12 protein-coding genes are annotated in these 14,834 nt (G+C 74.5%); 8 read left to right on the top strand and 4 right to left on the bottom strand.

The features are described 5' to 3' along the window. The first annotated feature begins 81 nt into the window (after positions 1 to 81). Positions 82 to 4,095: a type VII secretion protein EccCa gene (gene eccCa, locus HPC71_RS00860; RefSeq protein WP_253943846.1), complete on the top strand. Its 4,014-nt coding sequence runs from the start codon at positions 82 to 84 to the stop codon at positions 4,093 to 4,095. A gap of 60 nt (positions 4,096 to 4,155) precedes the next feature. On the opposite strand, the gene HPC71_RS00855 is transcribed toward eccCa, so the two are convergent. Beyond that, the gene (locus HPC71_RS00855) at positions 4,156 to 4,611 is read right to left on the bottom strand and encodes a nuclear transport factor 2 family protein (RefSeq protein ID WP_171895953.1); all 456 of its coding nucleotides are present in this window, start codon (positions 4,609 to 4,611) and stop codon (positions 4,156 to 4,158) included. A 128-nt stretch (positions 4,612 to 4,739) separates the two neighbouring features. Here HPC71_RS00855 and HPC71_RS00850 point away from each other — a divergent pair, with 128 nt between their 5' ends. From HPC71_RS00850 to HPC71_RS00840, 3 genes are all read left to right on the top strand, one after another. Continuing rightward, positions 4,740 to 4,931 (top strand): hypothetical protein, encoded by a 192-nt coding sequence (locus HPC71_RS00850; protein ID WP_154615841.1) that lies wholly within the window; start codon positions 4,740 to 4,742, stop codon positions 4,929 to 4,931. A gap of 99 nt (positions 4,932 to 5,030) precedes the next feature. After that, positions 5,031 to 5,333 (top strand): type II toxin-antitoxin system VapB family antitoxin, encoded by a 303-nt coding sequence (locus HPC71_RS00845; protein WP_171895952.1) that lies wholly within the window; start codon positions 5,031 to 5,033, stop codon positions 5,331 to 5,333. Next, positions 5,333 to 5,860 carry a LytR C-terminal domain-containing protein gene (locus HPC71_RS00840; protein WP_154615843.1) on the top strand — a complete coding sequence of 176 codons (528 nt, stop codon included), beginning with the start codon at positions 5,333 to 5,335 and terminating at the stop codon, positions 5,858 to 5,860. The genes HPC71_RS00845 and HPC71_RS00840 overlap by 1 nt, the downstream gene beginning before the upstream one ends. A gap of 50 nt (positions 5,861 to 5,910) precedes the next feature. Here the strand turns inward: HPC71_RS00840 and HPC71_RS00835 are convergent, their stop codons facing one another. Continuing rightward, positions 5,911 to 7,422, bottom strand: a complete 1,512-nt coding sequence (locus HPC71_RS00835) for a potassium/proton antiporter (RefSeq protein WP_154615845.1) — start codon at positions 7,420 to 7,422, stop codon at positions 5,911 to 5,913. 57 nt (positions 7,423 to 7,479) lie between these two features. Next, the gene (locus HPC71_RS00830; protein WP_171895951.1) at positions 7,480 to 8,535 is read right to left on the bottom strand and encodes a TlpA disulfide reductase family protein; all 1,056 of its coding nucleotides are present in this window, start codon (positions 8,533 to 8,535) and stop codon (positions 7,480 to 7,482) included. A gap of 45 nt (positions 8,536 to 8,580) precedes the next feature. Here HPC71_RS00830 and HPC71_RS00825 point away from each other — a divergent pair, with 45 nt between their 5' ends. The 4 genes from HPC71_RS00825 (at position 8,581) to HPC71_RS00810 (ending at position 13,382) form a co-directional block, all read left to right on the top strand. Then, positions 8,581 to 10,077 (top strand): FAD-binding protein, encoded by a 1,497-nt coding sequence (locus HPC71_RS00825; protein ID WP_154615849.1) that lies wholly within the window; start codon positions 8,581 to 8,583, stop codon positions 10,075 to 10,077. Between the two features lie 234 nt (positions 10,078 to 10,311). Beyond that, positions 10,312 to 11,511: a pyridoxal phosphate-dependent aminotransferase gene (locus HPC71_RS00820; protein ID WP_253943845.1), complete on the top strand. Its 1,200-nt coding sequence runs from the start codon at positions 10,312 to 10,314 to the stop codon at positions 11,509 to 11,511. A 30-nt stretch (positions 11,512 to 11,541) separates the two neighbouring features. After that, positions 11,542 to 11,967, top strand: a complete 426-nt coding sequence (locus HPC71_RS00815; protein WP_154615851.1) for a hypothetical protein — start codon at positions 11,542 to 11,544, stop codon at positions 11,965 to 11,967. After that, the gene (locus tag HPC71_RS00810) at positions 11,964 to 13,382 is read left to right on the top strand and encodes a hypothetical protein (protein WP_154615852.1); all 1,419 of its coding nucleotides are present in this window, start codon (positions 11,964 to 11,966) and stop codon (positions 13,380 to 13,382) included. The genes HPC71_RS00815 and HPC71_RS00810 overlap by 4 nt, the downstream gene beginning before the upstream one ends. A 38-nt stretch (positions 13,383 to 13,420) precedes the next feature. Here the strand turns inward: HPC71_RS00810 and HPC71_RS00805 are convergent, their stop codons facing one another. Then, on the bottom strand, positions 13,421 to 14,797 hold the full coding sequence (locus HPC71_RS00805; protein ID WP_216656502.1) for a YncE family protein: 1,377 nt from the start codon (positions 14,795 to 14,797) through the stop codon (positions 13,421 to 13,423). Positions 14,798 to 14,834 lie beyond the last annotated feature (37 nt).

Genomic DNA, 14,834 nt, shown 5'->3' with positions numbered 1-14,834 from the left:
CGACTCCGGGATGGGCACGATGGGCCGGGGCCGCACCTCGCCGGCTCGACCGCGCGGACACGGCCTTCGAGGAGCCTGGGTGTGAGTACGACGCTTCGTGGGGCACGCGCCGACGAGCCGGAGATGCCCTCGGGCCAGCTCGTGCTCCAGCCGCCGCCGCAGATCGAGCAGCACGAGGGCGCGGCCGGCGTGCTGATGAACGCCATCCCGATGCTCGGCAGCCTCGGGTCGATCGTCCTGGTCGCCACGATGGGCAGCCAGAGCGGCAACTCCACCCGCAGCTTCATCGCGGCGGGCATGTTCCTCTTCGCGACGATCGGCTTCATCGTCGTCCAGATCGACCGGCAGCGGAAGCAGCGCACCCAGCAGGTCACCGGGTCGCGCACCGAGTACCTGCGCTACCTCGCCACCGTGCGCAAGCTGGCGCGCGAGTCCGCCGACCAGCAGCGCCGGGCGCTGACCTGGCACCACCCCGCGCCCGCGGCGCTGCCGGCGATCGCCGAGGAGCGCTCCCGGGTCTGGGAGCGCGGCGCGACCGACCCGCGCTTCCTCCAGGTGCGGTACGGCACCTGCGCCCAGCCGCTCGCCGTCGACCTGGTGCCGCCGGAGAGCGCGCCGATCGACCAGGTCGACCCGGCCGCGGCCTCGGCGCTGCACCGGCTGCTCGTCGTCCACCGGCTCCAGCCCGACCTGCCCGCGTCGGTGGACCTGCGCGCCTTCGACCGGGTCGAGGTCTGCGGCCCCGAGGAGCCCTCGCGCTCGCTGGCCCGCTCGATGATCTGCGAGGCCGCGACCTTCCACTCCCCCGAGCAGCTGCTGGTCGCCGTGCTTGCCTCCGAGCAGAACCTCGCCCACTGGGACTGGGTCAAGTGGCTCCCGCACGCCCAGAGCGCCCGCCAGTCCGACGCGGTCGGGCCGATGCGGATGGTCACCACCAACCTCGCCGACCTCGCCGCGCTGCTGCCGCCGGACCTCAGCGACCGGCCCCGGTTCGGCGCCGACGAGCGCCCGGCGACCCCGCACATCCTGCTCGTGGTCGACGGCGGCGAGCTGCCGCCGGGCAACCACGTCGTCCCGCCCGACGGGCTGCACGGCATGACGATCCTCGACCTGCCCGCGCGGTGGGACGAGCTCGAGGACGCCAGCCGCCTGCGCATCCAGGTCGAGGGCCGCCCCGACCGCCAGGGCCGCCAGCCCGTGCTCGCCCTGCGGCTGCGCGAGGAGCCGATCCCGGCCCGCGCCGACCAGTGCGACCTCGCGACCGCCGAGGCCTGCGCCCGGCGGCTGACCCCGCTGCACACCGTCGCCGCCGGCGTGGTGGAGCCGGCGGCCGGCAGCGAGATCAGCGGGCCGACCGACTTCATGGACCTGCTCGGGCTCGGCGACGTACGCCGCTTCGAGCCGCCGGCCGCCTGGCGCCCGCGGCCCGCGCGCGACCGGCTGCGGGTCCCGATCGGTCTCGGCGAGGGCGGCTCGATGGTCCACCTCGACATCAAGGAGTCCGCCCAGCAGGGCATGGGCCCGCACGGCCTGGTCATCGGCGCGACCGGCTCGGGCAAGTCGGAGTTCCTCCGCACGCTCGTCCTCGGCCTGGCGATGACCCACAGCCCCGAGCAGCTGAACATGGTGCTGGTCGACTTCAAGGGCGGCGCGACCTTCGCCGGGATGAGCGAGATGCCGCACGTCTCGGCGGTCATCACCAACCTGGAGAACGAGCTCACCCTCGTCGACCGCATGCAGGACGCCCTGTCCGGGGAGATGGTCCGTCGCCAGGAGCTGCTGCGCGACGCCGGCAACTACGCCTCGGTCCGCGACTACGAGAAGGCCCGCAGCGCCGGTGAGGACCTCGAGCCGCTGCCGTCGCTGTTCATCGTGGTCGATGAGTTCTCCGAGATGCTCTCGGCCAAGCCGGAGTTCATCGACCTCTTCGTCGCCATCGGCCGCCTCGGCCGCTCGCTGGGGCTGCACCTGCTGCTGGCCTCCCAGCGGCTGGAGGAGGGCCGGCTGCGCGGGCTGGAGTCCCACCTGTCCTACCGCGTCGGTCTGCGCACCTTCAGCGCGCAGGAGTCGCGCGGCGTGCTCGGCGTTCCCGACGCCTACGAGCTGCCGCCGGTCCCCGGCCTGGGCTACCTCAAGCCCGACCCGACCACGCTGGTGCGGTTCAAGGCGGCGTACGTCTCCGGGCCGCCGTCGGGCCGGCAGCGGGTGCGCCGCGACGAGGGCGGGCACGTGCGCGGCATCCTGCCCTTCACCGTCGCGGAGGTGCTGGCCCTCGAGGTCCCCGAGAGCGACGAGCCGGAGCCCACGCCCGTCGTGGAGCACGAGAGCCAGGAGTCGCTGCTCGACATCGCGGTCGGCCACATGATCGGCCACGGCCCCGCCGCCCACCAGGTGTGGCTGCCGCCGCTCGACGTCCCCGACACCCTCGACGAGCTGATGACCGACCTCGTGGAGGACCCCGAGGTCGGCCTGGTCTCCCCCGCGTGGCGCGAGCTGGGCGGCCTGGTCGTCCCCCTCGGCACCGTCGACCGCCCGCGCGAGCAGCGGCGCGACACCCTGACCGTCGATCTCAGCGGCGCGGGCGGCCACGTCGCGGTCGTCGGCGGGCCCCGCTCGGGCAAAAGCACCCTGCTGCGGACCGTGGTGACCAGCATGGCGCTCACCACGACCCCGCTGGAGTCGCAGTTCTTCGTCCTCGACTTCGGCGGCGGCACCTTCTCGCCGATGACCGCGCTGCCGCACGTGGCCGGCGTCGGCAGCCGCTCCGAGCCCGACGTGGTGCGCCGGATCCTCGCCGAGGTGCGCGGCATCATCGACCGCCGCGAGGCGTACTTCCGCGCCAACGGCATCGACTCGATCGAGACCTACCGCTCGCGCCGCGCGGCCGGCCGCGTCGACGACGGGTACGGCGACGTGTTCCTCGTCGTCGACGGCTGGAGCACGATCCGCGCCGACTTCGACGACCTCGAGCTGGAGATCCAGCAGCTGGCCACCCGCGGCCTGACCTTCGGCTTCCACGTGGTCGCCGGCGCGACCCGCTGGGCGGACTTCCGGGCCGCGATGCGCGACATGTTCGGCACCCGGCTCGAGCTGCGGCTCGGCGATGCGATGGACTCCGAGATCGACCGCAAGATCGCCCAGCTGGTGCCCACCGGCCGCCCCGGCCGCGGCCTCGTGCCGGGCAAGCTGCACTTCCTCAGCGCGCTGCCGCGCATCGACGGCACCCCCGACTCCGAGAGCCTCGGCGACGGCGTCGACGACCTGGTCAAGCGGGTCTCCGCGGCCTGGCCGGGCCCCGACGGACCCAAGCTGCGGCTGCTGCCCGAGCGGATCGACCTGGCCAAGGTGCGCCGCCTGGCCGGCGCCGACGAGAGCGTGCCTCCCGAGGAGGTCACCGACCGGCGGATCCTGCTCGGCATCAACGAGAAGGAGCTGGCCCCCGTCGGGCTCGACCCCGACACCGAGCCGCACCTGCTGGTCTTCGGCGACGGCCAGTCCGGGAAGAGCTCGGTGCTGCGCGCCTACCTCCAGGAGGTCATGCGCACCCGCAGCCCCCAGCAGGCGCAGATCGTGGTCGTCGACTACCGCCGCTCGCTGCTCGGGGAGGTGCCGGAGGACTACCTGCTCAACTACCTCACCTCCGCCACCCAGGCCCAGCCCGCGCTGCGCGACCTGGCGACGTACCTGGAGAACCGGATCCCGGGCCCCGACGTCACCCCCGACCAGCTGCGCAGCCGCAGCTGGTGGACCGGTGCGGAGGTCTACGTCGTCGTCGACGACTACGACCTCGTGGCGACCCAGCAGTCCTCGCCGGTCGCGGTGCTGCAGCCGCTGATGGCCCAGGCCCGCGACGTGGGTCTGCACGTCGTGGTCGCCCGGCGCTCGGGTGGCGCCTCGCGCGCGCTCTACGAGCCGGTCATCCAGTCGATGCGCGACCTCGCGATGCCCGGCCTGCTGCTCTCGGGCAACCCGGACGAGGGGCCGCTGCTCGGCAACCTTCGCCCGGTGCCGGCGGTCCCCGGTCGCGGCCGCCTGCTCACCCGCGACCGCGGGCTCGACGTGGTGCAGACGGCGTGGACCGAGATGACGCTCTGAGGGCTGCCCCGACCGCGGAGACCGCCGCGACCCTCGGGACCGGCGGGGCCGGGTGGCCGCTCAGGCGTGGGTGTGGCTGCCGGGCCCGTTGATCTTGAGGCTGGGCACGTCGTCCATGCTCCAGGTCATCTCGTAGGTGCGGCGGTAACCGGTGTGGGCGACCCGCCAGCCCGCGGGGGTGCGGACGTAGCGGTCGGTGTAGATCGCGGCGCCCTCGAGCACGAAGCGGAACGCCTCCACGATCACCTTGTCCTGGAGGTACCAGTGCCCGGTCGCGGCGTCCCCCTCGACGGTGATCTCGGGGTGGTGGGCCTGGTGGAGGGTGATCATCCCCTCGACGATGTTCTCGCGCATGTAGGCCACCAGGGCGGCGCGGTCGGCGAAGACCAGGCCGTTGTAGTCGCCGGTCGCCTCGGGCACGAAGCACTGCTCGAAGTCCTCCCAGCACTTGGTGTCGAGCGTGCGCAGGTAGCGGTACTTCAGCCGGCAGATCTCGTCCACGTCGGAGCTGGTCACGGCTGCAACGTAGATCACACCGTGCCCGCCTGTCGTGGAACCTGGATGTAACCGCGCGTCAACCCGGTGGCGACGTACGCACCGCACGCTGGTGCCACCCCCCACCACCAGCCGCAGAGGAGGCCGTCATGGAGAACCCCATCGCGATCGACCGAGCCACCACCATCGACCAGAGGCTCGAGCAGATCCGCGCCCAGCGTGCGGCGCTCCGCCTGCGCCACTCCCAGGCGCTGGCGCGCCTGATGGAGGAGCGCGAGGACCTGCGGGGCGTGCACGCGCTGGCCGACTTCGTCGATGACTCCCTGCGCTGGTCCGCCTGAGCCTCCTCCCCCGTCGGCCCGGGCCTGGGCCCTGGTCCGCCCGCGCGCCGTCCCGCGGGCGAGGGCGCCCGTGCCGCCCGGCTCGGTAGGCTCCGCACCGTGATCTTCAAGCGCGTCGGGGACGGACGCCCGTACCCCGAGCACGGGCTGGACGCCCGCGGATGGGCGGCGTTGCCCCCGCGGCAGGTCCGCCTCGACCAGCTGGTCACGGTCAAGGACACCCTCCAGCTCGCGGCGCTGCTCGACGAGGACTCGACGTTCTTCGGCGACCTCTTCGCGCACGTCGTGCTGTGGCGCGGTGAGTACTACCTCGAGGACGGGCTGCACCGCGCCCTGCGGGCCGCGCTCCACCAGCGCAACGTCCTGCACGCCCGCGTGCACGACATGGACGGGAGCGCCTAGTGGTCGACGGGTTCATCGAGGGTCTCGACCGGCGGGTCCGCACGCTGGTGACCCTCGGCGTGCTGGCGCTGCTGCTGGTCCTCGGCGCGGCGTGGGGATGGTCGGCGGCCACCAAGCCCTTCCCCGGCGCGGTCGAGACCGCGACCTGCGTCGACACCGACATCAGCGAGGGCAGCCGGCTCTTCGCCGACCAGGTGGTCGTCAACGTGCTCAACGCCGGGGGCCGCGAAGGCCTCGCCGGCCAGACGATGCAGCTCTTCGCCGACGCCGGGTTCGTCGAGGGCGAGACCGGCAACGCCCCGCGGGGGACCGAGGTGGACCTCGCCCAGGTCTGGGCCCCCACGAAGGTCGACCCGGCCGTGCGGCTGGTGCTCACCCGGCTCGGCCCGGGCGCGGAGTTCGTGCGCCAAGACGTCGACGAGCCCGGCGTGACCGTGGTGGTGGGCGACGGCTTCGAGGAGCTCGCCGAGGGCAAGGAGTCGGTCCGCGTCGGTCGCGACACCGTCGTCTGCAGCCCGCCGGAGTGACGCCGGAGTGACGCCGGCTTGACCCAGCGGCTTGACCCAGCGGCCCGGCCTCAGTCGCGCTCGTCCGGCGGGTCGTCCAGCCACTGGGCGAGCCGGCCACCCAGCGAGACCGACCGCAGCCGCTGCTCGGTCCGCTCGCGGACCCGGCGCGGGGTGACGACGAGGAGGTCGTCGCCGCGGCGGAGCACGGTGCGGTGCTCGGGGACGAGGGTCTCCCCGTCACGGATCACCATCGAGACCGAGGCGCCCTTGGGCAGCCGCAGCTCGCCGACCTCCACCCCGTGCATGAGCGAGCGGGGGCTGATCGTCACCTGGAGCAGGTCGGCCGCGATCCGCTCGAGCGGGGCCGCCTCGAGGTCGAGGTCCCGCGGCTCGGAGCGGCGCGCGACCCGCAGCAGCCGGGCGACCAGCGGCAGGGTCGGTCCGGTCACCAGCGTGTAGATCACCACCAGCACGAAGACGATGTCGAAGAGCCGGTCGGCACCGTCGACCCCCTCGGCCAGCGGGATCGTGGTGAACACGATCGGGACCGCGCCCCGCAGGCCGGCCCAGGAGATGAACGCCAGCTCGCGCACCGGCATCGGCTGCACCAGGCCGCACAGCGCCACCGAGAGCGGCCGGGCCACGAAGGTGAGGACCAGGCCCGAGGCGAACGCGATGCCGACGACGTCCCAGCCGATCCGGCCCGGGGAGAGCAGCAGCCCGAGCATCACGAACAGGCCGATCTGCGCGATCCAGGCGACCCCCTCGGAGAACGAGCGGGTGGCCGCCCGGTGGGGCAGCTCGGCGTTGCCGAGCACCAGCGCGGCGACGTACACCGCGGCGAAGCCGGAGGCGTGGACGGCGGCGCCGGTGGCGTAGGCGAGGACCGTGAGGCAGACGACCGCGATCGGGTAGAGCCCGGAGGACGGCAGGGCCGCGCGGCGCATCACCCAGGCGCCGCCGAACCCGACGGCCAGGCCGATCGCGACGCCGGCGAGGAGCTCGAAGACGATCAGCGCGAGCATCGCCAGCGGCCCGTCCTCGGCGGCCGCGCCGGTGGAGACGAGCACGACGAGCACCACGACGGGCGCGTCGTTGAGGCCCGACTCCGCCTCGAGCGCGCCGGTCAGGCGGCTCGGGAGGGGAACGGCGCGCAGCACCGAGAACACCGCGGCGGCGTCGGTCGCCGAGGTGGCGGCGCCGAGGAGCACCGCGAGCTGCCAGTCCAGGCCGAGCAGGTAGTGCGCGGCGCAGGCGACGACGCCCACCGAGACCGCGACCCCGAGGGTGGAGAGGGCGACGCCGAGGCGCATGGCCGGGCGGATCTCGCGCCAGTTCGTGGTCAGGCCGCCCTCGGCGAGGATCACGACGAGGGCGGCGAAGCCGAGCGCGTGGGCGGCCTCGGCGTCCTCGAAGTCGATGCCGAGGCCGGCCTCCCCGAGCAGCACGCCCATGAGCAGGTAGATCAGCAGGCTGGGCAGCCCGGCGCGGCTGGAGGCGCGCACGGCGAGGATCGCGAGGAGGGCCACGGCCGAGCCGACCAGCAGGAAGACGTCGAGCTGATGGGCGTCGAACGTCATGTCACCTCTGCTGGTCCGGGCGGCGGAAGCAAAGTCTAGGGCCGCGGACCCACCCGGTCAGGTGGTTGGCGGGTAACCCGGACGCCCCGAGGCGTCCCACATCTCCCAGAACGAGGTGAACTCCGCTCCGAGGAACGGGTCTCCGCCGGTCATCGCGATCCCACCGCGGCGCACGGTCCAGTCCCACGGCGCGAGCTCCTGGGCGGCGGCGAGGTGGGCCCGGGCGGCGTCGGTGCGCCCGGTCCGCTGGAGGTGGGCCGCCACCCGCCGCTCGGCGAGGGCGAGCTGCTCGGCGTCGGTGCGCACCGGCAGCGTGGCCCCGGCGCTCGCGGGCAGCTCGCCGTCGCGGGCCCACCGCCGCAGCAGCGCGTGGTGCTGCTCGGCCTCGATCCGGGTGAACTCCACGAACTGGTCGTCGCCGGGGGCGATCGTCGGCGGCTTGACGATCCGGTCCTCCTCGTCGACCCACACCACCGAGGGCACGTTGGTGATGCCGTACCGCTCGGCGGTGACGTGCGCGGTGTCGACGACGACCGGGTACGTCGGCGCGCCGGCCTCGATCCAGGGCCGGGCGTCCTCGGGGTCGGCGTCGAGGGCGACCGAGAAGACCTTCAGGCCGGTCTCGGCGAGCTCGTCCTGGAGCCTCTGCCAGCCGGCGAGCTCGTGGCGGCACCCGCACCAGGACGCCCAGGTGACCAGGACCCGCTTGTGGCCCGAGAGGTCGCCGAAGGAGACCGGGTTCCCGTCGACGTCGGGCAGGGTCAGGCTCGGCGCGCGCCCGTCGCCGACCTCGCGGGCCCGGGCCGCCGCGCTGGGTGCGAGGGCCACGACGCCCGCCTCCTCGTCGGCGGCCACGAGCAGCCCGAGCGCGTCGGCCCACGCCCGCAGGTCGACCGCGGCCGGGTCGTCCGGGTCCACCACGTCGCGACCGAGGAGCGGCACGCAGGTCTCCCCGCGGCACAGCCCGACCGGCTTGAGCGCCCACCCGGTCGCCTCCGCGAGCGCCGCGCCGTCGACGCGGAGCGGGTCGGCGCCGCGCAGCGGCAGGGCGTGCTCGGCGCCGTCCACGTCGACGAGCACGAGGGTCGCGGACGAGGCGGTGGACGGGGCCATGGACCGAGGATCGCACGCAACTGGAACTTGTTCTAGATTCAGCGCATGACTGCGACGACCCCCGACACCGCCACCAAGGGCACCGAGGTCCCCGCGACGGTCCCCGCCTCCTCGCTGCCGGCCGACACCCCGACGTACGACGTCGTGGTCGTGGGCTTCGGCATCGCCGGCGGGTGCGCGGCGCTCGAGGCGGCCCGGGCCGGCGCGCGGGTGCTCGTGCTCGAGCGGGCCGCGGTCCACGGCGGCACCTCCAGCCTCTCCGGCGGCCACTTCTACCTCGGCGGCGGGACCGCGGTGCAGCAGGCCACCGGCCACGAGGACTCGGTCGAGGAGATGTACCGCTACCTCGTCGCGGTCTCCAAGGAGCCCGAGCACGACAAGATCCGCGCCTACTGCGAGGGCTCGGTCGAGCACTTCGACTGGCTCGAGGGCCTCGGGTTCGAGTTCGAGCGCTCCTACTACCCCGAGAAGGCCGTCATCCAGCCCGGCACCCAGGGGCTGATGTACACCGGCAGCGAGAAGGTCTGGCCCTACCGCGAGCAGGCGCGGCCCGCCCCGCGCGGGCACAAGGTGCCCGTCGCCGGCGACACCGAGGGCACCAAGATGGTGATGGACCTGCTGCGCGACCGGCTCGAGGAGGCCGGCGCCGAGGTCCGCTACGAGACCGGGGCGACCCACCTCGTCGTCGACGACGCCGGCACGGTCGTCGGCGTCGCCTGGCGCTCCTTCGAGACCACCGGCCACGTGCTCGCCGGCGGGGTGGTCCTCGCCGCGGGCGGCTTCGTGATGAACCCCGACATGGTCGCCGAGCACACCCCGCAGCTGGCCGAGAAGCCGTTCGTGCTCGGCTCGACCTACGACGACGGGCTCGGCATCCGGCTCGGCAACTCGGTCGGCGCCGAGCTCAAGCACATGGCCGAGCCGTTCGTGACCGCCCCGTTCTACCCGCCCTCGGTGCTGCTCACCGGCGTGATCGTCAACCGCGAGGGCAAGCGCTTCGTGGCCGAGGACTCCTACCACTCGCGCACCTCGCAGTTCGTCGTCGAGCAGCCCGGCTCGGCGGCGTACCTCGTCGTGGACAGCGAGCACGTCGAGTACGCGAAGTACCCCCTCGTCCCGCTCATCGACGGCTACGAGACCCTCGCCGAGCTCGAAGCGGCGCTCGACCTGCCCGCCGGGTCGGTCCAGGAGACCCTGGAGCGCTACAACGACGCCGCGGACCGCGGCGAGGACCCCGACTTCCACAAGCACCCCGACTGGCTCGCCTCCCAGCGGGTCGGGCCGTGGGCCGTCTTCGACCTGACGCTGGGCAAGGCGATCTACGCCGGGTTCACCCTCGGCGGCATGCGCACCACCGTCGACGGGGAGGTGCAGCGCGCTGACGGCTCCGTCGTCGCCGGGCTGTACGCCGCCGGCGCGTGCGCCTCGAACATCGCCCAGGACGGCAAGGGCTACTGCTCGGGCACCCAGCTCGGCGAGGGCTCCTTCTTCGGCCGCCGCGCCGGTCTCGCCGCCGCCCGCTCCCGCGTCGCCTCCGCCTGACCCCCGCTGGTTGAGCAGCGAGCCCTGGCGAGCGTCGTCGAGACCCGGTGACCGTCCCCCGGGCCCTGCGCCCGTCACCGGGCCTCGACACGTCGGGCCTGGCGGCCCTCCTGCTCGACCAGCGGTCGGTCGGGCCTGGCGGCCCTCCTGCTCGACCAGCGGTCGGTCGGGCCTGGCGGCCCTCCTGCTCGACCAGCGGGGGCGCCGGGCCCGGCGGACCGTAGGGTCGGCGGCGTGACCACCGACCGCCTCGCCGTCGCCAGCCGCGCCAACGTCCCCCCGTTCCACGTGATGGATCTGCTCGCGGCGTCGGCGGCCCGGCAGCGCACCCACGGCGACATGCTCAACCTGCTGGCCGGGCAGCCGAGCACGGGCGCGCCGGCGCCGGTGGCGGCCGAGGCGGTGCGGCTGCTCCAGTCCGGCGACCCGCTCGGCTACACCCCGGCCGCGGGCATCCAGGAGCTGCGCGAGGCGATCGCGGGCCACCACCACCGCGCGCACGGGATCGAGGTCGCGCCCGAGGACGTCGTGGTGACGACGGGGAGCAGCGGGGGCTTCCTGCTGGCGTTCCTCGCGGCGTTCGAGGTCGGCGACAAGGTCGCGATGGCCCGCCCCGGCTACCCCTGCTACCGCAACGTCCTGGCCGCGCTCGGCTGCGAGGTGGTCGAGATCCCGACCGGGCCGGCGACGCGGTTCCAGCCGACCGTCGAGCAGGTCGCGACCCTGCACGCCGAGGTCGGCCTGCGCGGCCTGGTCGTCGCGAGCCCGGCGAACCCGACGGGGACGATGCTGCTGCCTGAGGAGCTGGCCGCGCTGGCCGCGTGGTGCGAGGCCAACGGGGTGCAGCTGATCTCCGACGAGATCTACCACGGCATCGAGTACGCACCGCTCGACGGCACCCCCGCCCTCGCCCGCAGCGCGTGGGAGACCTCGCGCGAGGCGGTGGTGTTCTCCTCCTTCTCCAAGTACTTCTCGATGACCGGCTGGCGGATCGGCTGGATGCTCGTGCCGCAGCGGCTGCGGCGGGCCGTGGACGTGCTGACCGGCAACTTCACGATCTGCCCGCCGGTCATCGCCCAGCGGGCGTGCCTGGCGGCCTTCGACGACGCCTCGTACGCCGAGCTCGACGGGCACGTCGCGCGCTACGCCGCCAACCGCCGCGTGCTGCTCGACGGGCTCGCCTCGCTCGGCATCACCCGCCTCGCGCCGGCCGACGGGGCCTTCTACGTCTACGCCGACGTCGGGCACCTCACCGAGGACTCGATGGCCTTCGCCCACGACCTGCTGGGCCGGGTCGGCGTCGCGGTGGCACCGGGGGTCGACTTCGACACCGTCGAGGGCGGGCGGTTCGTGCGGATGTCCTTCGCGGGCCAGCAGTCGGAGATCGAGGCCGCGCTGGAGCGGCTGTCCACAGCGCTGCGACCGGTGGGTTAGCCCGCCGGAGGGCTCGGGCAGACCCGCTCCATGGACGGAGCGGGTGGGAGCAGGTACGGCGACGTGGCGGTCATCCGTGCGCTCGCGACGAGGTTGCGGGAGCAGGCCGCGGAGGTGGCCGCCGAGGCCGAGCGGCTGGTCCGCCTGGCCGAGGCGACGGGGTGGACCGGGCGGGCCGCCGACGCGATGCGCGAGCGCGCCCACGACGGCGCGCGCGGGCTGCGGCGTACCGCCGGGCTGCACGAGGACGCCGCCGAGGCCCTCGACCGGCACGCCGCCGAGGTGGAGCGTCGCCTGGAGCTCGTGGCGGGCGCCGAGCGGACCTTCGCCGCCCTGCTCGACGGGGCCCGCGACCGGCTCGGCGGCCTGGTCGACCGGCTGCTCGACCAGGTCGCGCTGCCGCCGCCGGGGCACCGCGACTGGCTGACCTTCGACCTGCCGCGGTTCCTGCGGTGAGCGGCTCCGAGGTCCCGGAGGTGACCGAGGTGACCGGCGGGTCGCACGGCCTCGCCGCGGCGTACGCCGCCGTGCGGGCGCTCGCCGACGACTACGACCGCGCCGGCGACCGGTTGCGCGGGTGGGCCGAGGTCGGCCGGCGCACCGCGCTGGACGACGACCTGCTCGAGTCGGCCGCGCTGGCTCCGGTCACCTTCGCCGAGGCCGAGGCGGCCGTGCTCGGGGCCGCGACCGGGCCGGACGGCGCGCTCGTGGCGAGCCTGGGCTGGGAGGCCGACGCCGTGGCGGTCCGCGCCGGCGTGGTCGCGCTGCAGGGCGCCGACGACCTGGCCCGCGCGGCGTTCGACGTGCTCGACCACGCGCTGGGCCGCGCCATCGGCACGCTGCTGCCCGCGACCCTCCCGGCGCTGCTGCCGCTCCTGCCGACGGCTCCGCTGCTCGCGACCGTGCTGGGGCCCGAGGCCGACGCCCTGCTCGCCGAGGCGGTCGCCGAGCACCCCGACCTCGTGCAGCACCTGGTCAACGGGTCCGGCGGGCTGCTCGACGGCCTGCTCCTGGCCGGCGTGCTGCGGGCGCCGTGGCGGCTGCGCGACACCGAGGCCGCGGCGGCGGCGCTCGCCGCGGCGTACGGCGACCCGGGCCGGGGACGCGCGCGGCGCCTCGGGACGCCCCGGACCACGCGGCAGCCCGGCGGGCTCGCCGACCTGCTGGCCGACCTCGACGAGGTGCACCGCGCCGGCGGCGACGGCACGATCGAGGTGCGCACCGCGACCGCGCCGGACGGGTCGGTGCGCCACGTCGTGCACCTGCCCGGCACCGACGACCTGGCGACCCTGCCGTGGACGCAGGACGACGACGCGCGCGACCTGGCCGCCAACCTGCTGCTGGTCGCCGGGCTGGACAACCCCCACCAGCAGGGCGTCCTCGACGCGATGGCCCAGGCGGGCATCGGGCCCGAGGACCCCGTGCTGCTCGTGGGCCACTCCCAGGGCGGGATGGTCGCGGCGGCGGTGCTGGCGGCGGGCGGCCCGTTCCACGTCACCGACGTGGTGACCGCCGGGGCGCCGACGGCCCACCTCGACGGGTTCCCGCCGGGCTCCCACGTGCTGTCGCTGGAGCACCGCGGGGACCTCGTCCCGCTGCTGGACGGCGAGGACAACCGCGACACCCTCGAGCAGACGACGGTGCGGTTCGCCGGCGCGGAGGGCGGCGGGGGCGGGTCGGGCGTGGCCGCCGCCCACGGGATCGGCCACTACGTCGCCGCGGCCGCCGTGCTCGAGGCCGCGGCCGCCGACGGGACGGCCCACCCCTCGGTCCTCGACGCGCTGCGCCGCCTCGAGGAGCAGGGGTACGTCGCCGGGCCGGCCGGGACGGTGGTCACCAGCCAGGCCTTCCAGGTCGTCCGCGAGCCGTGAGGCCGCGGCGTACCGGGCCCGGGGCGGACCCCGGAGGGTCAGGGCAGCGGCAGCCCGTCGAGCAGCGACCGGTCGGGGACGTGGTTCGGCAGGCCGGCCACCAGGGTGCGGTCGACGAAGCCGTTGCGGACCCGCTGCGGGTGGTAGCCCACCTTGGTGGTCCGCACGATCCTCCCGGTCGCGTAGGAGATCTTCGAGATCGTGTCCGAGCCGCTCCACGAGATGTAGCAGTGCTTGCCGTCCCAGCTGGGGGTGACCCAGTAGGGCTTGAGGCCGCCCTTGAGCAGCCGGCCGGTGCGGAAGGTCCGGGCGTCGACGACGGTGGCGTAGTCCGACATGGTGCCGGCGACGCAGAGCTTGGTGCCGCGGTGGTTCATCGCGATGCCGTGGTGGGCGGAGTCGAGCAGGTAGAGCTCGCGCGGGGTGTCCGGGACCAGGTCGGGCAGCCGCTTGACGCGCGTGATCCGCCCGCTGCGGCGGTCCATCTCGACGAAGCCGTGGAAGAACGAGAGCTGGAAGTACATCTTCTGCTCGTCCGGGCTCAGCGTGATCGGGCGGACGGCGGTGCTGACCTTCGTCAGTCCGCGCTCGTCCAGGGCCTTGCGCAGGTCGTACCGGCGGACGACCTTGTTCGTCCGGGCGTCGACGACCTGGAGCACCCGCTCGTCCTTGAGCGGGTCCAGCAGCGGGTCGTCGAGCGGGGTGTAGACCAGCCCGATGCTGGCGTGGAGGATCCGCTTGCCGTCGTCGATGTAGGTGCTCTCGTGCGGGGAGCCGCCGGAGGGGAACTGGCCGAGGTCCTTGCCGTCCTTCATCCGGATGACGTGGACGACGTTGCCGGTCGAGGCGCTGACCACGACCCGCTTGCCGTCGGGCGAGACCGCCATGTGGTCGGAGCGGACGCCCGCGACCGGGAAGCGCCAGGCGATCTCCTGGGTGGCCAGGTCGATCCCGACCACGTCGCCGAAGGAGGGCCGGGAGACGACGAGGAGCCGGCCGTCGTTGGAGGTGTACATGTCGTCGACGTACTGGTCGTGGCCCTCGCCGATGAGGGCGCGGATCGCAAGGAAGTAGGCCAGCCGGTAGGGGTTGAGCGCGATCTCCTGCATCCGCGCGGCGCGGTCCGGGATGATGTCGATCCGGCCGAGCCGGCGGAAGCCCGGAGTCACGATGCTCGCCGTGCCGTCCCAGTTGTTGCCGACGAAGACCGCCCGGCGCACGCCGGGCGCCTGACGGGCGGCCTGCTGCGCCGACGTCGGCAGCTCACGCACGGCCGCCGCACGGCCCTCGTCGGCGGCGCTCGGGGCGGCGGCGCTCGGGGCGGCGGCGCCCGGGCCCACGGGGCCGGCGAAGGTGCCGGCCAGGGCGAGGGCCAGGGCCGGGACCATGGCGAGGAACGGGCGGCGAGGGAGCATGCGCCCGATCCTGCCGGTTCCGGGCGTTTCGGGACAG

The organism is Nocardioides marmotae (genome assembly GCF_013177455.1).
GTDB classification, from domain to species: Bacteria; Actinomycetota; Actinomycetes; order Propionibacteriales; family Nocardioidaceae; genus Nocardioides; species Nocardioides marmotae.
This window is presented reverse-complemented; position numbering and strand designations above follow the sequence as displayed.